Source organism: Novosphingobium sp. FW305-C-111, assembly GCF_058783565.1.
Window position 1 is genome coordinate 23,564 of the sequence record NZ_JBYSYP010000020.1, and the last position, 22,135, is coordinate 45,698.

Sequence of the window (22,135 nt, forward strand, 5' to 3'; positions counted from 1 at the left end):
TACGCGATCAGCCAGCATTGGAAATGGCACCACCGCGATATTCTCTATCTGATGGCGAGCGAATTCCGACGGAGGTTTGCAACATTGCTGCACAAATCTGCCCGGGTATCTGCGGGTTTCGGCTTCATCCGTCCGAAGTCGTGCGCAGGGAGGAGCGATCAGCTGGCGGCGCACAATCCAACCGGAGATCGGTCACCATCACAACCTGAATATGGCAGCAAGAACGACTTTGGAAATTGTTGCAACGGAGCTTTGGCCATACCTTCCATCAGTTGCTCATCACAAGCAGGGAAGGATGCAATCATGACCCTCGAAGAACGCGTCGCACGTCTTGAGGACCTAAACGAAATCAGGAGCCTTCGGAACAAGTACCATCATGCCGTCAACTCGAACACTCCCGAACGCTTTGCCGAGATCTATACTCAGGACGCAGTTGTCTATTTCGACGACTTCATGAAGCAGGAAGGCCTCGACAACATTCTCGCCGCTTCCCGCAGGCTCTCCGACAGTGCCTTCGTGAAGCAATTCCTGCACAATCACGAGATTGAACTGCTAGGCGATACCGCCAAGGGGTATTGCTACCTCGACGCACGTTATGCGGCAGAAGGCGAGAGCATGATTGTCGCGGCACGCTATGACGACGAGTACCGCCGCACCGAGGCGGGTTGGCGGATCAGCATGACACGCGTGAACATCATTTTTTCAGTGCCGCTGTCTCAGGGCTGGGCCAATCTTGATGCTGCGGAAATCGGCCGCAGTCGTTTTGCCGAACTGGCGCGCACTCTCAGCGAAAATTCCGCACCTTCATGATGGCTGGAGAGGGCTGACGGCGACTTCGCACGAAGATCGTGCGAGAAAGGAACGCGCCGTGCGGCGCGGGGCGTCTGCCCACGTATATCCGTCCCCGTTCAAGCCTCGACGACGTCGGGTTCCCTGCCAAGAAACGCAGCCACCGCCATGCTCGCCAGGATTAGTCCGGTGAACACCGGAATGATGAGATCATATCCTCCGGCGACATCGCGCGCATGGGCGGCGATCATCGGCGCGACACCGTAGCCGACCGCAAACAGGCCGGCGATCAGCCCGAAGATCGAGGCATAGGCAAGAAGGCTGAAATAACGGCCGCAGATGTAGGCAAGCGAATTGATCGTGCCGCCAGAGCCGAGGCCCAGCAATACCGCGATGAGCACGCCCATCAGCGGACTTCCCTCGTTTACGAGCGTCAGCAGGCACGAGCCGAGGATTGCCGCGATTGCCAGCATGAATACGTGGCGTGCCGGGAAGTGATCTTGCAGAAACCCGGTGCCGAGACGACCGACGATGAGCGCCGCGCCCATTGTCGAGGTGGCAGCCGCTGCCGACATCGGCGACAGCCCTCCCTCGTTCAGGATCGGGTAGAGATGGATCGCCATCGCGCCTTCCACTCCCGCAACGATCACGCAGACGATTGCCAACTGCCAGAACTGGCGACGGCGCAAAGCGCGGGCAAAGGGCGAGCCGATCGCAGGCGACGAGGAGGAGACGTTCGGTTCGAGGGAGGCTTGCGCGCTGTCAGTCTGCGCGTTCCTTCTGGGTTGTCCGCCATGAAACCATGCCCACAGCACCGGCAAAAGAACAAAGGCGAATAGCGCTGCAAAGATGAGATAGACTGCCCGCCAACCAAGTTCCTGGATGATCGCCAGCGCCAGTGGCGGGAAGAATGCAAATGCCAGCCCAGCCCCACTGAGCGTGATGGCAAGCGCCATGCCGCGTGACTTGTCAAAGAACTCCGTGACTGCGGTTGACCAGACCAGTGGACTGAGGAGGGTGATGATGGCCCCGAAGAAGACCCACGACACAATCCACCACGCCGCGTTTCCGGGATTGAGCGCTATCGCCAACACACCTGGAATCGCCGCGATTGCACCAGTCATGGCGCATCGCCGCACACCGAAACGTCCGATGGCGTATCCCACCAGGGGCGCAAGCAGCAGCGACATGACCGAGCAGATCATGATGTTCGCGGTAACAAGCGCCCGGGTCCAGCCGAAGTTCGTGGCAAGCGGCTCCATCACCACGCCAGTGACACTCGTCACCCCGCCGATGAAGATCATGCCGACGCTACCGCCTGCAACGGTGCGCCAGCCGAGCGACCATTCGCTGCGGCTCAAGACAGCAATCCCTGCGCCTTCAGATCGGCCACATATCGCCCGATCAGTGCCGCACCAAGGTGCGGCACCTGGCCGTCGGCAGTCACCCCGGCCCGCGCCGTCGCTTCGACAAAGCGGGGACAGGGCAGCGTCGACCCGGGATTTGCCGGCTGCGGTCGGGCTACGGCTTCAAGAAGCGGCAGCATCGAGGCTTGGCGAGTTTCGTCGGGCAAGGCGCGCAGCGCCCCTTCGAAGCGATCGCGCCATTGGGCAAATGGAGCGCGCGTCATCGTGTAACCCAGCTCCTCAAGCCAGTGGACGAATGTGTCGAACGACACGGCATCGTCATGCGGATTGAGCACATGGTACGTCGAGAACCCCGAAGCCCCGCCCGCACCGATCGCGGCGACGGCGTCGGCGATGAAGTCGACCGGCAGCCCATCGTAATGTGCGCGCTCTCCTTCGTAGAAGCTGTCCGGTGCCAGCCGCGTTGCGGCGAGGCTGAGAATCTGGCGCGTGAAGATGTCGGGAAGGTTGAGGTGGCCGGAATAGCCGGCGGGCGCCATGATCATGCCCGACCGGAAAACGCTGACTGGTAACCCGAAACACTCGTGCGCCTCGCGCAGCAGCACCTCGGCGGCCCACTTGCTGGCGCCATAGCCATCGGCATAGCCGCTTGATGCGCGCCATGCGGGGATCGCCGCGCGCACATCGTCGTCTTCCGTCGCGACGCGACCATCATGGAAAGCGGCGGCAACCGTCGACACGTGAATGATGCGCTTGGCCCGCGTGGTCAGCGCCAGTTCTATCAGGCTTGCCGTGCCTGCGACATTGGGCCGGAAAAGTTGCGCATAGGGCAGGACGTGATTGACCAGCGCGGCGGGGTGCACGATCGTATCGACATCCGTGGCGAGGCGCGACCAGTCGGCATCAGCAAGTCCGAGGTGCGGCGCGGCGAGATCCCCGGCCAGCACCTCGAGCCGCCCTTCGGCGATTGCGGCGATTTCGCGCGCCAGCGCGTCGTCGCCACCCGCGAACGAACGCATCAGCCTTTCTCGCGCCGCCGCAGCGTCAGTCCCGCGCGTGACGCAGACGAGCCTGCCGTCGACCTTCGCCAGCCGCCGGAGCCAGGACAGTGCAAGGAAGCGACCGAGAAAGCCGTTAGCCCCAGTCAGCAGAACGCAGCGCGGCTCGCCCGTCCAGACCGGCGCGATTGCGTCGGCTTCGGCCAGCACCTTGCGCGGTATGAACTTGTCGAGCGTCAGGTCGGCGGCGTGTATGATGGCGGCTTCCGGCCCGTGTACGGCGGCCGCGCTTACCTCGCCCTCGCCGCCACGCTGCCGCTCTATGTCGCGGGCCAGCTGCGCGAAGGATCCGGCAGGATGCATGATCGTGCCAACATCGACCGGGAATCCGTAGATGTCCTCGAGCAGCAGCGCATAGGAAAGCCCTGCCAGCGAATCCCCGCCCAGCGCCGCAAACGAGGTTTCGTCCGACACTTCTGACGCCTGAATGCCCAGAATGGACGCGGCGGCGCGGCGCAGGGTCTCGACCATCGGGCGGTCGCTGCCGTGACGGCGCAAGTCGTCGAGCTCTGTTGCCTGGTCGTCGGCATGGGCGGCATACATCGCCTCCAGCCGATCGCCATAGCGGGCCTTCAGCGCCGGGCGCAGGTGCTTCGCGAGCGAGGACTGCAGCCCGTTGGCAACCGAGAACGGTTCGCTCTCGACGATGATGTCGCGCGGGATTTCATAGGCGTTAAGCCCGGCGTCGAGGCCGATCCGGCGCAGCGCGGCGAGAAGATGCTCCTTCACCTCAGCCTCGCCTAGCCCGGAAGGCAGCGCGGCGGGATCGGGCACCACCACGCCGAGGAGGTAGGCCCTTGCGCTGTTGGCGTAGAGATAGACTTGCGAGATTGCCGGATCGCCCAGCGTGAAAAGCGCCTCGAGCGGGGCAATGGCAACGAACTCGCCTTGCGCCAGCTTCACGACGTTGTTGCGTCGGTCGAGATAGGCCAGCCGGTCGGGCTCGAGCTCGGCCATGATGTCGCCGGTGCGAAAATAGCCGTCCTCGTCGAACGCCGCCGCCGACAGGTCTGGGCGACCGAAGTAGCCGGCAAAGAGCGCCACGGACTTGATGAGCAGCTCGCCGCGCGGGTGCGGCTTGTCGGTGGTGAAATAGCCCAGTTCGGGCACGTCGACCAGCTTGTAGTCGATGATCGGCGGGCGTGTGACTTTCTGGTCGAGGGTGATCGAACCCGATTCGGTCGACCCGTAGCCATCGACAATGGGACGGCCGAACAGCCGCTCGATGAACCTGCGCAAACCCGGATCCAGCGGGGCCGAGCCGACGACCGCGTCCGCGATCCGCCCGCCCAGCGCACGATCGTTGAACGCCGCCAGCGCCTCGTCTAGCTCCTTCTCGTCGGCCACGTCAGGATACTGCGCAGTAAAGCGCTGGTGGATGAGTTCACATATGCGCGGGACGAGCGCCATCGTAGTCGGCCGGACGGCAGCGATGTCTTCCATGAGCGTGCTGAGATCGCTCCGCCCCGTGAAACAGGTGATGCCGCCGCTGGCAAACGTCAGCCACAGATAGACCATGCCATAGACGTGATTGAGCGGCTGATAGTTCAACACGATCGGCGAGAGCTCGCGGGTGTTGAGCCAACCCGCCTTGGCCAGCCGCTGGGTGTGCATCGCACCCTTGGGTGTACCGGTGCTACCCGAGGTATAATAGACCACGACGAGCGGATCCTCGCCCGGTAGTGGCTGATAGGGTGTGGCCGGGGGCATCGCCGCGCCCCGCGCGCGCATTTCGCTGAACGTCAACATGGCCACATCCGGCCGATCCCCTGCCAGCCGCGCCTTCTGCGTTGCGACCTGCGCGCTTTCCGCATCATCGAAGCCGTCGTGATCGAACACGACCACGGCACGGGTCTCGGGACAGCCGAGCGCCAGAGTGACCGCGGTTTCAAGATGTTCGAGTGCTGTCGCGATGACGGGTGCCCTGACTTCGCCGATCATCCCTAGAAGCGACTCGACGGAAGCGGTGGTTTGCAACGGCACGATCGGCAGGCCCAGCAGCCCTAGCGTGAGATTAAGCGTCGCGAAGTCGACGTTGGCGAAGGCCATGATCGCCACCGGATCCCCCGGCCTTAGTCCGAGGGCCGGGTCGTGCGCGAGCGCCGCGGCGGCGGCGAGCACGCGTCGCTCGAGCTCGGCGTAATCGATGATTGTGTAATCGTCATCGAGCCGGCCCGAATGCACCGCGCGCCAGGCCATCGCCGGTCGATCGCGGTAGGCCCCGAAGGCGTGCATGGTGAGCTGCGGGATCGTTGCGTCCGGGTTGCGCGCGGCCTCTTCATAGCCGGCGTCGCGGCGGAGGTTCGGGTCTAGATCCTGCAGCGTGAAGGCACGTGCGCCTTTGTCCACTAAGGTGGCCATGACGATCCTCTCTCGTTCAGCGGCAAGGCTTTAACGCCGCACGCTCGTTGCCCGAAGTTATGAGGGCGCGCGCTGTAACGGCGCAACAATTCAAGGAAAGTATCCGTCATCTGATAGTGCCCCGCACAGGTCTCGGGGTCCGGGCCGAGGCGACCGCTCCTTCCTTGCCAGACGACGGGCCTTGCCCAATCATGCAATCAGCCGCGGATATCACGCTGCGTGGGGAGGCGCGGAAATGAGTACAGCTGGAAGCCGCGAAAAGCCGGAACCGCGAAAGCCTTCGGCGCGGCTAGTGCGCGGACGCGCCGCAATGGCGGCACTGGCAGCAACGATGTCCGTGGCGGCCGCAGTCGTGTTTTCCACCCACGCGAGCGCCACGGAACGAGGCACATCCGCCTTCGACGTGACTTCGGGCACCTCGTTCGCGGCGGCGGTGTCGCCAGACGGACGCAACATCGCCATCGACCTTCAGGGCACGATCTGGGTGATCCCGGCCAAGGGCGGGAGAGCGCGTCCGCTGACCAATCGGTTCGACGACGCCCACCTGCCGTCGTGGTCGCCCGATGGAACGCGCATCGCGTATTACGCCTATCGCGGAGGTCGCTATGCGATCTGGTCGATGCGTGCCGACGGGCGTGATCAGCGCCGCCTCACCAATGCACCCTTCGACGACCGCGAACCGGCCTGGTCGCCCGACGGGCGCAGCATCGCCTTTGCGAGCGAGCGCGGGGGCAGTTACGACATCTGGCGGCTCGACCTTGCCGACGGGCGCCTGACGCAGTTGACAAGCGGCCCCCGGGAGGATCGCTCGCCCGCATGGTCCGCCGACGGGCAGCGGATCGTGTTCGCTGGGCGCGAGGCGGGGACGAGCGCGATCCTGGCCGTCGCGGCCGCCGGCGGCGAGGCAGTGGTCCAGCGCAGCGCGCCGGCCGGCGTGACTTATGAAGCGCCCTCGCTTTCGCCGGGCGGATCGCTCGCGTGGGTCGCGCGCGACGCGACGAGCAGCCAGTTCGAGATCGACGGTCAACCGATTGCCGACATCGGCCCGGTGTTTCCGTTTCGCGCCGGGTGGCGCGGCGAAACGGCCTATGTAACCGCAGACGGGTATATTCGGGAGATCGCGAAGGCGAAGGCACGTATCGTGCCATTCGCGGCACGGCTGGAAACCAATACCGCCCGATACCCGCGCGCGCGCCGCGACTTTACCTCGACCGCACCGCGCAAGGTGCTGGGCATCCAGCATCCCGCGCTTTCGCCCGACGGCCAGACAATCGCGCTCGTCGCGCTGGGCGATCTTTACACGGTGCCGGCCAGCGGCGGCACGCCGACCGCGCTGACCCGCGACGGTTCGATGGAGGCCGACCCGGCGTGGTCGCCCGACGGGACACGGCTCGCCTATTCGTCGGACAAGAGCGGCGGGCTGATGCAACTTTGGCTGCGCGACTTGAAGACCGGGGTGGACCGACGGCTGACCTCGTTGGCAACGCAGCCGCTCGGCGCGGCCTGGTCGCCCGATGGGTCAACAATCGCGTTTCTCGACTATGACGGTTTCTTCGGCACGGCCGGGCTGATGTTGGTCGATGTGGCTACAGGGGAGACCACCCGGCTCCAGAAGACATTGCCGCAACCGGGCAATCCGACCTGGTCGCCCGACGGCCGATATGTCGCAGTGGCATTGGCCAGGCCCCTGTCGGGAAGCTCGCGCGAGGGATACAACCAGGTCTGGGTCGTGCCGGTCGACACGAGCAAGGCCCCGTTCTGGCGCATCGCGACTGACCGCACGCTTGATACGCGCGGAGGCGGCGGGCCGGTCTGGGCACCAAACGGCGGGCGCATGGCGGGGATCCAGGACGGATTGCTCAAGGTCTGGCCCGTCAGTCCCGACGGAGAGACGACTGCCCCGGCGCGCATTCTTTCAAGTCGGATCGCGCATTGTCCTACTTGGCGCGGTGATGGCGGCGCACTCCTCTACCAGTCGGCCGACAGCCTGCGCATGATCGATGCGGACGGCACGCACGACCGCGAAGTGCCGCTCGACTTCACCTATCGCATGTCGGTTCCCGCTGGACGTCTGGTGCTGCACGTGGGCGGCCTTGTCGACGCGGTGCGCGATACGACGCAGACTGACATGGATATCGTGATCGACGGCAACCGGATCACCGCCATCCTGCCTCATGCTGCGGGCAACCACGCCAGCGCCGACAAGGTCATCGACGCACCAGGTCTGACCGCGATCCCTGGCCTGATCGACTTTCACGCCCATCCGCAGAAAGATGCCGGCGCCAACGCCCACCTCGCCTGGCTCGCATATGGCGTGACCACGGTGCGCGATCCGGGCAACCAACCGTACGACGGGGTGGAGGACCGCGAGGCAAGCGAGGCGGGCGTGCGGATCGGGCCGCGCATCTATACCACCGGGCCCCTGCTCGAATGGCAGCGGGTCTATTACCGCATGGGTGTGGCGATCTCTGGGCCTGATCACCTCGCTCGCGAACTCGAACGCGCTCGCGCGCTGCGCTTTGACCTGATCAAGAGCTATGTCCGCATGCCCGACGCCGAGCAGCGCCAGATCATCGCAGCGGCACATGCGATGGGCGTGCCGGTCGCCACGCACGAGATCTATCCGTCGACATATGCCGGGGTCGACAGCGTCGAGCATCTGGAAGGCAGTAGCCGGCGTGGCTTTTCTCCCAAGGAAGGCCCTCTAGGTCGGTCCTACGAAGACGTCGTCGGCCTGCTTGTCCGGTCGCAGGCAACGATCACGCCAACGGTTTTCGGCGCGCTCAACATATATCTTGCGCAGCATCCGCAATTGCGGCGCGATCCACGCCTGGCGTTCTATCCGACGTGGGCCAGCGGCCCGTTCACGGCCGACGCCCCGCTCCCCGCCGCGCTGCTCGCCGCGCAGCCCGGGCAACTGGCGACCCTGCGCGCGTTGCATGCAGCGGGCGGGCGCATCGTGGCCGGCACCGATCTTGTCATTGCTCCGAACCTCATCGGCGAACTGACGGCCTATGTCGCGGCGGGGTTTTCGCCTTTCGATGCTTTGCAGTCGGCAACCGCGGTGCCGGCGCGCGCCCTCAACCTCGACGCGGGCACGCTCGAGGCCGGGAAGCTGGCCGACATCGTCTTGGTAGAGGGCGATCCCCGCCGCGACATCGGCGCACTCTTCAACGTGCGCCAGGTGGTCGCCAACGGCCGGGCGTTCAGCGTGGCCGAACTTCTCGCGCTTGGCACCGCCTCGCCGGTCAAGGGTGCGGTCGATGACGATCGCTAAGTGCTGCCTCAGGGAATTTCGTTCGAACCGGGCGATGCTTGCGCACTATGGTCCGCGCGAAAGCAATTCGCGCTGACCGATGGCCCTGGCGGGCAACCGGACCTGCGCCAGCCAGGCACGACGCCCGGACGCAAAGACAAGATCCAATAAGGGAGACTCTCTGAAATGACCAAGACCCGCGCTTTTGCCGCCCTCTCGCCCGGCCAGAGCGTCGAGCCGCTTGAGATCGACCGCCGCAACCTGCGGGCGGACGACGTGGCCATCGACATCCTCTATTGCGGGATTTGCCACACCGACCTGCACATGGCGCGCAACGACTGGGGCCATACGAAATATCCCTTCGTCCCCGGCCATGAGATTGTCGGCAAGGTGGCGGCAATCGGCTCAAGCGTCAGCAAGCACAAGGTTGGCGATGTGGTGGCCGTGGGCTGCATGGTCGATAGCTGCCGCGTCTGCGCCCCGTGCAAGTCAGGGGAAGAGCATTATTGCGCAAACCAGTTCACTGGCACGTACGGCGGGAGCGACCGGCATGACGGCACGCCAACTTACGGCGGCTATTCCGAGAGCATCGTGGTGTCGGAAGATTTCGTGTTGCGCGTACCCCAGGGGCTCGACCCCGAGCGGGCAGGACCGGTGCTTTGCGCAGGCGTTACCGCATGGTCTGCCCTGCGGCATTCCGGGGTCGGCCCGAATTCACGCGTCGCAGTCGCCGGACTGGGCGGGATCGGACACATGGCCGTCAAACTCGCCGCCGGATTGGGGGCGCACGTCGTGGTGGTGACGACTTCGGAAAGCAAGCGCGACGACGCCAAGGCGCTCGGTGCGGCCGATGTCCTGATCTCGACCGATCAGGCGGCAATGGGCGCCGCAATGGGCCAGTTCGATGTCGTGATCGACACCATCCCGGTACAGCACGACCTGACGCCCTATCTGATGCTGACAGGGCTTGATGGGCGGATCGTGGTACTTGGCATGATCGACATGGTGCCGAGCTTCCATTCCGGCATCATGATGATGAACCGCCGCATCCTGACGGCGTCTGCCATCGGCAGCATCGCCGAGACGCAGGAAGTGCTCGATTTCTGTGCCGAGAAAGGCATCAACGCCGATTGCGAGACGATCCCGGTAAGTCAGATCGAGACCGCGTTCGAACGGATGGAAAAGTCCGACGTCAAATATCGCTTCGTCATCGACATGGCGACGATCCACTGAAGATAGGCGCCCCGGCCCCGCCAGCGGGGTCGGGGCCGCTTCCGCGCAGGATCAATGGTGGTCGGCGGCCTGGCGGATCGCCGTATCGTCCCATTCGCCCAGCGCCTGCTTGACGATTTCGCGCCGGAACGGGATCACCTCCGCAAAGCGCCCGTCGCGCACCTTGTTTACCCAGTCGTTGTCGCCCATCATGCTGCGGCCGACGGCAACAAGGTCGAACTCGCCCGACGCAAAAAGATCCTGAAGCACGCCGAAGCTGTGTTCGGCCTGGCTTTCGATCGTCTTTTCGCTGTAGATCGTATCCATCACGTCGACGTTCAGCCCGACGGAGCCGACGGCGACGACCCGGGCGTCGGTAAGAGACTTGACCCAGCCTGCGAAAGTCCGCCTGCGATCGGGCGATGCCGGTTCCCAGAAGCGTCGGGTCGATACGTGGAACATGTCGGCACCGGCGTCACGCATGCGGGCAAGGAAGGACCGCAAGTCCGCCTCTTCCTCGACGATGCGGGCGTCGTAATCAGCTTCCTTCCACTGCGAGAAACGCACGCTGATCACGAAGTCGTCACCCGCAGCCTCGCGGATCGCGCGCACGATCTCGGCGGGAAAGCGGGCACGTTCGACAAGGGTGGCGCCGCCGTAGCCGTCCGTGCGCAAGTTGGTCTCGTGCCACAGGAATTGATCGAGCAGATAGCCGTGCGCGCAATGGACCTCGACCCCGTCGGCGCCGAATCTCTTCGCGAACATCGCGCTGCGCACGAAAGCGTCGCGGAGCTCGTCAAGCTCTTCCAGCGTGGCGGCACGGCCGTTCGGCTGGCCGGTCCGGATCAGTCCGCTGGGGCTGATCGAGGCCATGTCTGGGCGCGGGCCGCCAGAATTCTCGACCCGGCACGCGCCAGTGTGGTTCAGCTGCACCAGCACGCTGCTGCCCTCGGCGTGGACGACGTCGATGCAGCGGCGCCAGCCGTCGCCGCGGCTTTCGTCGAGCATCAGGACGAAGCCGTCGTGCCCGGTCGAGGTGGGGTGATCGATCGCCGCCGATTCAGTGATAATCAGCCCGGCACCGCCGTGTGCGCAGCGACGATAGTATTCGATCAGTTGCGGGGTCAGGGCATAGCGGACGGCCATTCCGCGCTGCATCGCAGGCAGGACGAAGCGGTTGGGCACTGTTGCCGAACCGATCGTGACCGGGGAAAAGAGTCCGTCCAATGCTGCCTCCGCCGTCACCGGCAATGCTCTGCCGTGGCGAAAAGCTACATCAGCGACGAGGCAGCGCTAGGCCATACCGGACGGCCGCCTGACGCTATCACGTTGCGGATATGGCAGATGGATAACATGCATCAATGCCTTCCGCCTGATCAGGCCTTAGTGGGCCTGCAGCAATGTGAGTGCAAGACCGGCACCCAGGCTCGCCAGGGTCGCCGCCAGCACCGGCGCTATGCCCTTCATTCCGACTTCACCGATCATGTTGAGACGGGTGCGCATCGCCGTGGCGGTTACCGCCAGCAGCAGCAGTATCTTGGACACGGTGAGCGCGCTGTCGCGCACGGGGATGGGTACCGCCAGGAACGAGCCCGCCACTGCCACCACGGCAAACAGGGCAAGGAACCATGGTGGCAGATAGCGCGGTCCGCCCGCCGCTCCGCCTTTGCGCATCCTCAACCAAAGACCTACCGCCAGCACGATAGGGCCCAGAAGCGCCACTCGGGTCAGCTTGACGATCGTTGCATAGCGCCCGGCATCGTCCGAAAAGGCATAGCCGCCGCCAATTGCCTGCGCGACATCGTGAACGGTCGCACCGATGAGGAAGCCGGCCTGGGAATCGCCCAGGCCCATCTCGCGCCCGATGATCGGATAGATCGACATGGCGATCGCGCTGGCCAGCGAGATGCCCGCCAGGGTTACCGCGAAATGAGCCTCGCCCACGCGCTTGCGGTCCATCAGGGCATAAAGTGCGAAGGCTGCGCTTGCTCCGCAGATCGCGGTTGCACCTCCGGCGAGCAGGCCCACCTCGAGCGGCTGGCGCAGCGCTCGCGCGGCGACGAGCGCGGCCAGCATCGCCGCAACCATGATGACGATGAGGGACGCGAACGGGGCGATGCCCAGCGCCGTCACTTGCGCGATCGAGACGTTGAAGCCCAGGAGCACGATCGCGGTCTGCAAGCCATAGCGCGAGACGAAGTTAAGCCCCGGCAACACGCGAGCATCGTCGCCGAAGAAGTTGAGCGAAGCGCCGATCAGCAAACCAAGGAGAATGACCGGAAATCCGTAGTGATCGGCCAGCCACGCCGCCGCCGCCGCCGCGGTGGCACAGGCAGCCAGTCCCGGCCACAGCTGGGCAAGCTGGAAACGCGGGCGGACGGGTTCGCCCGCCTCGTTGTATTCGCCGAACAGGTCGCCGAGGAAGCTGGCGGTGTCCGGCATGCGATTGTATTCGTCGCGCCGCGAAATCATCATGCCCTCCGCCCCCCTTCGATCAATATCGGCCAGATCGGCGCAGACCAGGTCTCGCGCCCTTGCCCCTGCTCAGATTTCGCGCAGCGAGGTCCGCAAGAGATTGGCAAGCCGTGCCGCACCGCGAGAGATATGCGCATTCTCGAGAACGGCGTAACCGACACTTCCCAGCTCGGGCAATCCGGCGACCCGATGTGCCGGATTGTCCATCATGAAGGTGCCGGTTCGCGGCGCGATCGCCAGCCCGGCTTCGATCGCGGCATGCAATACCGAGGCGGAGGCTGTTTCCACCACGATCTCGTAAGGTATCTTTGCCCGGTCGAGCGCATTGATGCCCATCTCGCGGAACATGCAGGGCGCCTCGAGCAAGGCCAGCGGCAGGACGTCGCGCGTGACCAGATCCTGGTCGCCGTACCACGACACGGGACGCTCGGCGACGATCTCAGGATCGTCGGACCCGGCGATTACCACGGCGAGATCGAGCCGGTTCGACTGCACCAGCTCACGCAGTTCGCGCGAGCCGCAAATGCGCAGGCTTAGCCGGCTGTCCGGGTTCAGAGCCGAGAACAGACGCAGCGCGCCCGACAGCAGGGTCCGGGCGAAGTCCTCGACGACGCCGAGGCTGATCGCACCCGCTGAACGCTCGCCTTTCAGGGTCTCGATCGCTTCGTCGTTGCAGGCGAGAATCGTGCGTGCATAGTCGAGCAGGATCTGCCCCGCCGGCGAGACCGTCAGCCGCCGGGCGTCGCGAAAGAACAGCGGCATGCCGACGATTTCCTCGAGCCGCTTTATTTGCAAGCTGATTGCCGACGGAGTGACGTTGATCTGGCTGCTTGCCTTCAGCATCGTCGAACAGTCGACGACCGCAGCGAACGTGCGGAGCAATTCGGTGGGTAGATTGACCGCCATTGGGAAGTGTTGCTGACCTCTCTCGACCGATAATGTATAAGAAAAGGTCATCATTCATAGTACGAACGATTAGGTCCTGTAATCATCTCATTTGTGATCCCGAACGGCGGACACTGGCCTGACGCACGCTAAACCCTCCCTAAAAAGGACTTGCTTGTGACGGCGTGGGACAAGCCCCAGAATTGGGCAATCACCAGCAGCACCGCCGAGAAGGACGGGGCACGGGAGAGAGAACCATGGCTGTGCAGACCGATGGCAAAATCGAGCTCAAGATCGAACGACTGTCGCCGCGCATTGGCGCCATTATCCATGACATCAGACTTGGTGGAGACTTGTCGCAGGCCGTCGTCGAAGCGTTGCGCAACGCGTTGCATCGCTACAAGGTCATATTCTTCCGTGAACAGTTCGACCTGACCGATCAGGAGCAGGAGGCCTTTGCCGGACTGTTCGGGACGACGACCGCGCACCCGTTGGTCAAGCCGCCGAAGGGCACCAAGACGGTGTTCGAGCTAGATTCAACAAACGGGCTGAGAGTCGATGGCTGGCACACCGACGTCACGTATCAGGAGCGGTTATCGTATGCCTCGGTGCTCCGCGCGATCGAGTTGCCATCGATCGGCGGCGACACGCTATGGTCGAACACGGCGACCGCCTATCAAGGACTGCCCGACAGCCTCAAGCGCTTGATCGACCACGCCTACGCGCGCCATTCGACCGACGAGGCCGGCATGCCCGAGAAGCTCTCGGGCGTCTATGACCGCAACCCTGGCATCGGCAGCGAGGCGGTGCATCCGGTGGTCCACGTGGTGCCGGAAACTGGCGAACCGGCGATTCTGATGGGCTTCGCCTTCCGCCAGATTCTGGGGATGAGCTATCCCGAATCGCTCAGCATCTACGAAATGGTGCAGGCGCATGTCACCCGGCCCGAAAACTGCGTGCGCTGGCGATGGGCCAAGGGTGACGTCGCCATGTGGTTCAATCATTCGACGCAGCACTACGCCACGGCCGACTACACCGAACGCCGGGTCATGCACCGCGTCTCGATCGACGGCGCGATCCCGGTGGCGCTGAACCCGACCCGGGTCTGACACTGCGCCGGCCGGGGCGACCGCAATCGGTTCCTCCACGCATGTTCCGGCCGGTGGCGGCTTGTCAGGCCGGCACCCTTGTCGCCGCCTCGTGCGCCAGCGCAGCCTGGGTTGCAGGCCGTTCGAGGAAGCGGCGATTGTGCTCGTTCCAGCGGGTCCACCCCGTGGTGTCGAGCTCGAGGCGCTCGGCCCAGCGACGGAACACAGCGACATACGGATCTACGATCGTATAGTTCTCGCCCATCACCCAAGGTCCGGCGATCCTCTGTTCAATCATTTCGAACCCGTACTTCAGCCTCTGCAGCGCCTCGGCCTTCAGGCCGGCCGCTGTCGTCTCGTCCGCAGCAAAGCGCTCGGTGCGCCAGAGCTGCGCGATGAAGACCTGCTGGTCCGTCGCAAGCCAGGCCATCATCTCGTAGCAGCGCGCCAGCGCCAGCGGGTCGGCAAGCGGCAGTAGCTGCGCATCGGGGAAGCGGTTGGCGACATAGGTCAGCACTGCGATCGTCTCGGTCACCACCTTGCCGTCGACGATCAGCGCGGGCACCCGCCCCAGCGGGTTGATCGCCAGAAACTCGCTGCGCCGCTGGTCGCCTTCGGCAAGAACGAGACGATGCGGCATGAATTGCGCGCCCGCTTCCTCCAGCGCAACCAAGGGTGCAAAGGCGCAGGAGCCGGGGGCGAAGTGAAGTTCGATGGTCACTGTGCTTGCTCCCTAGATCACGAAGAAACCATGGCTGGCGTCCCGTTCAAGTTGCGCGACGAGCCCGTATTCCCAGTCGAGGTAGGCTTGCATCTTCTCTCGCGGGTTGTCCGTGCCTTCATAGGGCCGGCGGTAGGCGTCCTCGTTCGCCGAAAGCGGATTGGCGAGGCCCTTGGCAAGCGGATGGCCAGCGGCCGACCAGCCTTTCGTTCCGCCTTCGAGCACGAGGACGTGGCGCCCGGTGATCGCGGCCACTTCGGGCGCGGCGTGGCGCGCCAGCTCATCGTCTGGCGACGTCAGCACGATCGTCGTTCCTTCGGCTACCGGAGGCAGGTCGCGGCCCAGACGCCCGCGCATTACGAACCGTGCGCCCGGCACGTGGCCCTTCTTGTGCTGGGTGCTGAGCGCAAGGTCCAGGATCAGGCATTCGCCCGCGTTCGCGGCCAGCGCGTCCGGCCCGATCATGGCGCAGGTTGGGGCCGGCACGCGAGCGTTGGGAGCGATCCCCCGCTCAACGGGCAGCGCAGCGCCCGCTTCCTCGATGACGACCACGTCCCAGCCCATCTGCGCGAGCCAAGAAGCACTCATGTGCGCACGTGCACCAAGATCGTCGAACAGGACGATCAGCGCGCCGCGAACCGGCGCATTCATGTCGGTCTCCTGCACCAGCTGCCCCCCGGCCACGTGGCGAAAGCCCGACGGATGGCCGGCCTCATGCTCGGCCAGCGAGCGGACGTCGAAGCGATAGACGGTGCGCCCGGGCGTCATTGCCACGGCCAGATCCTCGCCGCGGATCGTGCGGACCCCGGCGCGATAGCTCACCGATCGGGCATGCTCACGCCGACCGCGGATCTTTTCAGGATCCACGTCGGGATAACTGCGCGCCTGCCCGGTATCGAGTTCGAGTTCATCCAGCGACCAACCGATCGTGCCGTTGCGCAGAGCCATGATCGGATTGGGAAGCCCCGCGTTGATGAGCGACTGTGCGCCGATGATGCTGCGCGTGCGTCCCGCGCAATTGACGACGATGGGGGTCGCCGGATCGACGGCGATGTCACCGGCGCGCAGCACCAGTTCGGCGCCTGGCACGCTGATCGCAGTGGGTATGCTCATCGTCTGGTATTCGTCGAACCGCCTTGCGTCGAGCACGACAAGGTCTTCGTTGGCAGCCAGCCTTTCGTTGAGGTCGAGCGCCGTTATGTGTGGCGTGTGCCGCCGGCTCTCGACAAGTTCGCCGAACGCCTTGCTCGGCGAATTGACGTCTGCGAACAGTTCCAGTCCCGCCGCGCGCCACCCTTCCAGCCCGCCATCAAGCAAGCGCAGGTCGGAAAAGCCCGCACCCGACAGCCAGTCGATCGCCTGCATCGCCTGGTCCTCGTCCTCGCCGTAGAGCACGATCGGCACGTCCGCGCGGGGCAGCAGGTCCCGGATGCCGACCTCGATCCTCGACAGCGGCACGCAGGCGGCGAACAGCGGGTGCCCGTCGGCGAAAGCGAATTCCTCGCGCACGTCGAGCACCGCGATCTCGTGGCGCAATTTCCACGCCCGATGGACTTCGTGCGGAGCGGCGCGGCGTGGTGATGGCGGAGGCATCAGGGGAGAACCTCGATCATAGGGGGTTGCGGCGAATAGCGCGACACGAACCGCCGGGGTGTGCCGTCGGGATCGAATGCGCGCCGTTCGATCGAACCGATGTCGCCGCCATAGGCATGGATCGAAACCGATACCCGGTCGGCAAGCGCGTTCGTCACCGCGTGAATGTCGCCAACCGCCGGGTCGAGCACTTCGACGGCGCCTGCAGCGAGCAGGTCGGGCGCGTGCGCCGTCAGCGCCCGATCAGCGCCCAGGTCGTAGCGAGTTGATCGCTCAGCCCCACGCAGGACGCCGACGACACCCCACAGGCCGCCGTGATCGTGGATCGGGGTGTGTTGCCCAGGCGCCCAGACGAAACTCACAACCGAGAACCGCGCCGACGCGTCGAGATAAAGCAGGTGCTGCTGGTAGCGCACCTCGCTCGGAGCGGCCCAGGCGTCGGGCAACCAGCCGTCATCGGCGACAAGCACACCCATCGCTTCGGCCGCGCGCGCGGCCGCGATGCCAGTGGACGCGTCCGAGACGACGATGCGCTCAAGTGCGCGGCAGAAATCGACCAATGCCTGCAAGACGCGGTATCCTGTCCCCGTTGCGAAAACGCGCCTGCGATCAGGTCATCATGATGCGATGCATGACCCGGTCGTAGCTGCGGTCGAACACCAGGTAGTGCTGGGTGAACTCGTTGTCCCACATGCCGACGGTGCCCGGCTCCCAACGCAGGCGAAGCTGCCACTGCGGAATCTTCGCCTGGTCGAACAGGAAATTGAGCAACGCCGTGCTCTCGTCATAGCGCAGCTCGTTCACCTTGCGCGTGTAGAGTTTGTTGACATAGAGTGCTTTCTTGCCCGTGCGCGGATGGGTCACGACCATCGGGTGGGTGACGGCGGGCGCGTCCGGCTTTTGCGGCCCCCAGGAATGCGAGCACGTCAGCCCTTCGAGGAAGGCCTTCATTGCAGGCGAAAGGCATTCGAAGGCGGTAACCATGTCGGCGAACATCGTGTCACGACCATAGTCGGGAACGTCGACCGCCTGTAGCAGCGAGCGCCAGTGGCGATTGGAGCGCGGCGCACCATCGGTGTGCCACGAGTCGAGGTTCCACTCCATCGCGTGATCGCGATATTCGTCGGCGTTACTATGCAGGACCTTGATGCCCGGAATCTCGCCCAGGTCGTCGCTGTACGCGGGAAGTGACGGATGCGGCACCTCCTCGGGAGCGCCAAAGTGGCTGGCAAAGCGGATATAGCCACGTGGATCGAGGTCGGTCTGCCCGCGGAACACGAGCACGCGATATTTGTCGAGTGCGTCGCGGACCGCCGCGATGGTATCGGGCGAGTTGTCGTCGGCCAACCGAATGCCGTGCACTTCGGCCCCGAAAGTCCCGGTGAGCGGCCGAATGTCGAGCGCGCAGGCCGCGGTGGACGCTGACCTGACCGGCAATTCTGCGAGTTCTGCCATTTTCCAAGCTCCCCGGCGGAGACGCCGCCGTTCATCGACGCCTCATCGCGCGCCTTTTCCGACCGGATGCCCGCCGTCATCGGGGCGCGCACCGGCACAACCTTGCTATCGCCACTAGACCCACCGGGGAAAGCGAGACAATCTGTTGGCATGATAAAGCGCGCTTAGCCAAAAGCGCCGTGAGGATAACTGCCGGTCAGTGTCTGCTAACCGTTTCTTGATTGCCACCCGGCCTGGCATCAACGACCGTGCGATCTTGAACGGGCCTTGAGAACCGGGAGAGAATGCGATGCCGAATGCCGCCACGTTGAGGCGCGACCAAAGCCCTGTGCCATCCGACGGGTGCCCCGGCGCCATCGCGACGATCGGTGAGCGCAAGGACGTTGCGTTCCCCTGCGAGACAGTCGAAGAGGAGCGTACCTATCGCAAGCAGCGCCTTGCGGTCGCCTTCCGGATCTTCGCCGAGAGAGATTTCGAACTTGGCGCCGCAGGTCATATCACGGTGCGCGATCCCGAATATCCCGACCGGTTCTGGGTCAATCCGGTCATGTTCCCCTTTGGTGAGATGCGTGTGTCTGACCTCATGCTGGTCGATCACACGGGCCGCATCCTCGAAGGCCAGGGCCAGATAAATCCGGCCGCCTTCGCCATTCACTCGCGCCTTCACGCCTTACGCCCTGAAGTGAACGCGGCTGCCCATTCGCATTCGGTTTACGGCAAGACGTGGTCGGCCTTTGGCAGGTTGCTGCCGCCGCTCACCCAGGACGCGGCGATCTTTCATGGCGACCATGTCATCTTCGATAATTTCTCGGGCGTGCTCGACAATCTCGACGAGGCGCAGCGGCTGGCCAATGCGCTGGGCGACAAGCGTGCTGCGATCCTTCAGAACCACGGCATCCTGACCGTGGGGCAGACTGTGGAGTCGGCAGTCTGGCGCTATCTGGCTTTCGAGGATGCGTGCCGTGTGCAGCTCCTTGCCGAAGCGGCGGGCGGCGGCACGCCCATGCCCGACGAGGTTGCCGAGAAGACGCACCGGCATCTGGAATCCGACATGGTTGGCGTGTTCTCGTTCGAACCATACTGGCGCTCGATGATCGCGCGTCACCCCGAGGTGCTGGACTGAGCGGGCGCGAGGGCGTGACACGTCCGCTGATCGCCGCGGTCCAGTTGCCCGAAGCGGCTGCGCGCGCCTGGCTGGGCGGCATCGCGAACCTGGATTTGCGGACGACCGGAGCTGACCTGTCAGCGCTGCCAGGGGATGTCGAATGCCTGATGGTCGCGCCCGAGGCGTATGGCGGACCGCTCGTACGCCCGCCATCGTGGCCGGGTTCGATCCGCTTGGTCCAGCTTCTCTCGACGGGGCTCGACGGATATCCTGACTGGTTGTTCGATGGCGTGACGGTAACGACCATGCACGGCGTCAACGCTGTGGCCGTGGCAGAATTCGCGATGGGCGCGATCTTGGCAGAGGCAAGGCGCATTCCCGACGTGTGGGAAGAGGGACAAGCCTGGTCGAAGAACGACGGTGCCGCTCGGATCAGTGCGGGGCTAGCCGGTGCGAGGCTCGGCATCGTCGGCTTCGGCGCGATCGGCGCGGCCATCGCACGGCGGGCGTTGGCGTTCGACATGGAGGTACAGGCCACCCGGGCGAGCGATGCGCCGCTTCTGGACGGTGTGCGCCGCGCCGTCTCGCTCGACGATCTTTTCGCCACCAGCGACCATGTCGTACTTGCCCTTCCCTCCTCTGCTTCGACGGTCGGGTTGGTCAATGCGGCGCTGCTCGGCAAGGCGAAACCGGGGTTCCATTTGGTCAACATCGCGCGCGGCGACCTTGTCGACGAGCAAGCACTGCGCGAAGCGCTCGACGCCGGAGTGGTCGGGCGCGCGACCCTTGACGTGCTGACGCAGGAACCGCCCCCTGCGAAACATCCCCTGCTCGGCCATCCCCGCGTGCGCATTTCGCCCCACATATCCGCCCATACACTTGGTGCAATCGACGGAATGGCTGCACGCGTGCGTCACAATATCGACGCTTACAGAAGCGGCCGTCCTCTCGAAGGCGTGCTGAGCGAAAGGATCAGTTGACTCGATGACCGACGTTTCGCATCGCCCTACGCCCTTCTATTACGGCTGGGTCATCGTCGCTTTCTCGGCGGCGATGCAGATCTTCTCGATCGGACTGCTGTTCTACGCGAACGGCGTGGCGTTGTTGCCGTGGATGGAAACGTTCGGTGTCGGCCGCGCCGCCCTGTCGGCGGTGCCATTCGCCTGCACCATCGCGATCAGCATCCTGAGCCCGTTTGCCGGACCAATTTTCGATCGCTACCCCGCGCGTCTGCTGGTCACCTTCAGCCTGGTCTCGCTGGCTGTCGGATTGTTGGGAGTAAGCCTTGCGCAGTCGGTGTTCCAGCTCATCGCGGTCCATGCAACGCTGCTGACGGTTGGCGCGACCGGCGCGGGCGCGTTTGCCGCGCAGACCCTGTCGGCCAAGTGGTTCGCCAGACGCCGCGGCCTCGCGCTTGCTCTCGCGGCGAGCGGTGCCGGCCTCGGCGGCCTCATCATGCCTTACATCATGGCGATCACCATTGATGCCTATGGCTGGCGGGCGACTTATGCGGGCATCGCAGCTTTCGTCCTCGTCGTGCTGGTGCCCATCGCCTTCATGCTGATCCGCAATCCACCGGCGGTGCTCGCACCGATCGAACGGGTCGAATTCGCGACGGCACAGCCCGCCGCAGAACCTGGCGACGCACCGGTCCGACTGACAACCATGATGATCCTGCGCAACCCGGTCTTCCTGGTCACCACGCTGGGCATGGGATCGTTGGTGGCGGTGCAGTTCATCCTGCAGTTCTATCTGCCGGCGATGGGGAGTGAACTGGGCAGCACTCCCGCGCAGGCCGCCTTGCTCACATCGATCCTTGCGGGCGGCGCCCTCATCAGCAAGCCGTTCTGGGGCTATGTCATCGATCGTTCGGATCCGCGCTACAGCTTTCTCGGCCTTGCGCTCGTCTATGCCTGGACGCTGATCGTCCTTGGCACCTGGCTGGGCCCGATCACGTATCGCAACCTCGTTTTCGTGGCGGCGCTCTGCGGATTCGCCTCGGGAGCGATGCAACCGCTACTTGGCGTCGTGCTGGCGCGCACCTTCGGACGCGAGAACTTCGGACGTGTGCTCGGCCTTGGCTACTTGTTCATGAACGTCAGCAGCTTCGCACCGGTGTTGTCGGCGGTACTCTACGAAAGAACGGGAAGCTATTCGCTGACCTCGGCAATCCTGATGATCGTGCTGGTCGTGATGCTGGCACTGTTCATGCGCTTCGTGACCAACCGGCGCGTCATGGCAGCCTCGACCGCCGCCGCGTAACCCTGTCGCATCAACGGCGCAGCGGCAGCACCGTCGTTGATTTCAGCTCCTGCATTGCGAACGTAGAGGAAACGTCGTTCAAGTCGGCGATCTTGATGAGGTCGCGATAGATCCGGTCGTAGTCATCGATGTCGCGAGCGACGACCTTCAGGATATAATCGACATCCCCGCTCATACGATAGAATTCCACCACTTCGGGCATGCGGATCACGCCTCGCGAGAACTGCTCGAACCATTCCTCGTTGTGCCGCGCCGCGCGGATCGAGACGATTACCGTCACCCCCAGTTGCAGGGCCTGCCGGTCGAGCAGCGCCACCCGGCTGCGAATGACGCCGGTATCCTCCAATCGCCGGATCCGCTTCCAGCAGGGCGAAGCGGACAGGCCGACCCTTGCGCTGATTTGCGCGAGCGAAAGGGTCGCATCTTTCTGCAACGATTCGAGAATGCGAAGATCGAACGAGTCGAGATGAATTTTCTCCATAATGAGGAATCTTGGAGAAAAATTTGC

General features: G+C 64.4%; 17 protein-coding genes. 7 read left to right on the forward strand and 10 right to left on the reverse strand.

The window, feature by feature from the left end:
- Nucleotides 1-303: 303 nt before the first annotated feature.
- A complete protein-coding gene (locus AC3WLD_RS17690; protein ID WP_492558297.1) occupies nt 304-810 on the forward strand; it encodes a nuclear transport factor 2 family protein in 507 nt (168 codons plus the stop codon).
- Between the two features lie 98 nt (nt 811-908).
- Here AC3WLD_RS17690 and AC3WLD_RS17695 read toward each other — a convergent pair whose 3' ends face one another.
- Nucleotides 909-2,150 (reverse strand): MFS transporter, encoded by a 1,242-nt coding sequence (locus AC3WLD_RS17695; protein ID WP_492558298.1) that lies wholly within the window; start codon nt 2,148-2,150, stop codon nt 909-911.
- Nucleotides 2,147-5,575: a carboxylic acid reductase gene (gene car, locus AC3WLD_RS17700; protein ID WP_492558299.1), complete on the reverse strand. Its 3,429-nt coding sequence runs from the start codon at nt 5,573-5,575 to the stop codon at nt 2,147-2,149. Before car ends, AC3WLD_RS17695 begins: the two co-directional genes overlap by 4 nt.
- A 235-nt stretch (nt 5,576-5,810) precedes the next feature.
- On the opposite strand from car, the gene AC3WLD_RS17705 reads away from it, so the two are divergent.
- Nucleotides 5,811-8,852 (forward strand): amidohydrolase family protein, encoded by a 3,042-nt coding sequence (locus tag AC3WLD_RS17705; protein ID WP_492558300.1) that lies wholly within the window; start codon nt 5,811-5,813, stop codon nt 8,850-8,852.
- 165 nt (nt 8,853-9,017) lie between these two features.
- On the forward strand, nt 9,018-10,064 hold the full coding sequence (locus AC3WLD_RS17710) for an NAD(P)-dependent alcohol dehydrogenase (RefSeq protein ID WP_492558301.1): 1,047 nt from the start codon (nt 9,018-9,020) through the stop codon (nt 10,062-10,064).
- Nucleotides 10,065-10,115: 51 nt separating this feature from the next.
- Here the strand turns inward: AC3WLD_RS17710 and AC3WLD_RS17715 are convergent, their stop codons facing one another.
- The 3 genes from AC3WLD_RS17715 to AC3WLD_RS17725 all read right to left on the reverse strand — a co-directional run bounded on the left by AC3WLD_RS17715 (nt 10,116) and on the right by AC3WLD_RS17725 (nt 13,478).
- The gene (locus AC3WLD_RS17715) at nt 10,116-11,270 is read right to left on the reverse strand and encodes an oxidoreductase (RefSeq protein WP_492558302.1); all 1,155 of its coding nucleotides are present in this window, start codon (nt 11,268-11,270) and stop codon (nt 10,116-10,118) included.
- A 156-nt stretch (nt 11,271-11,426) separates the two neighbouring features.
- A complete protein-coding gene (locus tag AC3WLD_RS17720; RefSeq protein ID WP_492558303.1) occupies nt 11,427-12,518 on the reverse strand; it encodes a YeiH family protein in 1,092 nt (363 codons plus the stop codon).
- A 69-nt stretch (nt 12,519-12,587) separates the two neighbouring features.
- The gene (locus tag AC3WLD_RS17725) at nt 12,588-13,478 is read right to left on the reverse strand and encodes a LysR family transcriptional regulator (RefSeq protein WP_492558304.1); all 891 of its coding nucleotides are present in this window, start codon (nt 13,476-13,478) and stop codon (nt 12,588-12,590) included.
- A 182-nt stretch (nt 13,479-13,660) separates the two neighbouring features.
- Here AC3WLD_RS17725 and AC3WLD_RS17730 point away from each other — a divergent pair, with 182 nt between their 5' ends.
- Nucleotides 13,661-14,512: a TauD/TfdA dioxygenase family protein gene (locus tag AC3WLD_RS17730; RefSeq protein WP_492558305.1), complete on the forward strand. Its 852-nt coding sequence runs from the start codon at nt 13,661-13,663 to the stop codon at nt 14,510-14,512.
- A gap of 64 nt (nt 14,513-14,576) precedes the next feature.
- Here the strand turns inward: AC3WLD_RS17730 and AC3WLD_RS17735 are convergent, their stop codons facing one another.
- From AC3WLD_RS17735 to AC3WLD_RS17750, 4 genes are read right to left on the reverse strand one after another with little or no spacing between them, the layout of a single operon-like run.
- Nucleotides 14,577-15,212: a glutathione S-transferase family protein gene (locus AC3WLD_RS17735; protein ID WP_492558306.1), complete on the reverse strand. Its 636-nt coding sequence runs from the start codon at nt 15,210-15,212 to the stop codon at nt 14,577-14,579.
- Between the two features lie 12 nt (nt 15,213-15,224).
- Complete coding sequence (locus AC3WLD_RS17740; protein ID WP_492558307.1) at nt 15,225-16,805, reverse strand: rhodanese-like domain-containing protein; 1,581 nt, start codon at nt 16,803-16,805, stop codon at nt 15,225-15,227.
- Entirely contained in the window at nt 16,805-17,374 is a 570-nt protein-coding gene (locus tag AC3WLD_RS17745; protein ID WP_492558308.1) for a cysteine dioxygenase family protein, read from the reverse strand. Before AC3WLD_RS17745 ends, AC3WLD_RS17740 begins: the two co-directional genes overlap by 1 nt.
- A gap of 40 nt (nt 17,375-17,414) precedes the next feature.
- Nucleotides 17,415-18,260: a TauD/TfdA dioxygenase family protein gene (locus AC3WLD_RS17750; protein WP_492558309.1), complete on the reverse strand. Its 846-nt coding sequence runs from the start codon at nt 18,258-18,260 to the stop codon at nt 17,415-17,417.
- 289 nt (nt 18,261-18,549) lie between these two features.
- Here AC3WLD_RS17750 and AC3WLD_RS17755 point away from each other — a divergent pair, with 289 nt between their 5' ends.
- Genes AC3WLD_RS17755 through AC3WLD_RS17765 form a run of 3 tightly spaced genes read left to right on the forward strand, consistent with a single transcriptional unit; the run spans nt 18,550 to nt 21,627 of the window.
- Complete coding sequence (locus tag AC3WLD_RS17755) at nt 18,550-19,383, forward strand: class II aldolase/adducin family protein (protein ID WP_492558310.1); 834 nt, start codon at nt 18,550-18,552, stop codon at nt 19,381-19,383.
- A gap of 44 nt (nt 19,384-19,427) precedes the next feature.
- On the forward strand, nt 19,428-20,345 hold the full coding sequence (locus AC3WLD_RS17760) for an NAD(P)-dependent oxidoreductase (RefSeq protein ID WP_492558311.1): 918 nt from the start codon (nt 19,428-19,430) through the stop codon (nt 20,343-20,345).
- Nucleotides 20,346-20,349: 4 nt separating this feature from the next.
- Nucleotides 20,350-21,627, forward strand: coding sequence for an MFS transporter (locus AC3WLD_RS17765; RefSeq protein WP_492558312.1), 1,278 nt, complete (start codon nt 20,350-20,352; stop codon nt 21,625-21,627).
- Nucleotides 21,628-21,637: 10 nt separating this feature from the next.
- Here the strand turns inward: AC3WLD_RS17765 and AC3WLD_RS17770 are convergent, their stop codons facing one another.
- Entirely contained in the window at nt 21,638-22,108 is a 471-nt protein-coding gene (locus tag AC3WLD_RS17770) for an Lrp/AsnC family transcriptional regulator (RefSeq protein WP_492558327.1), read from the reverse strand.
- Nucleotides 22,109-22,135: the final 27 nt, after the last annotated feature.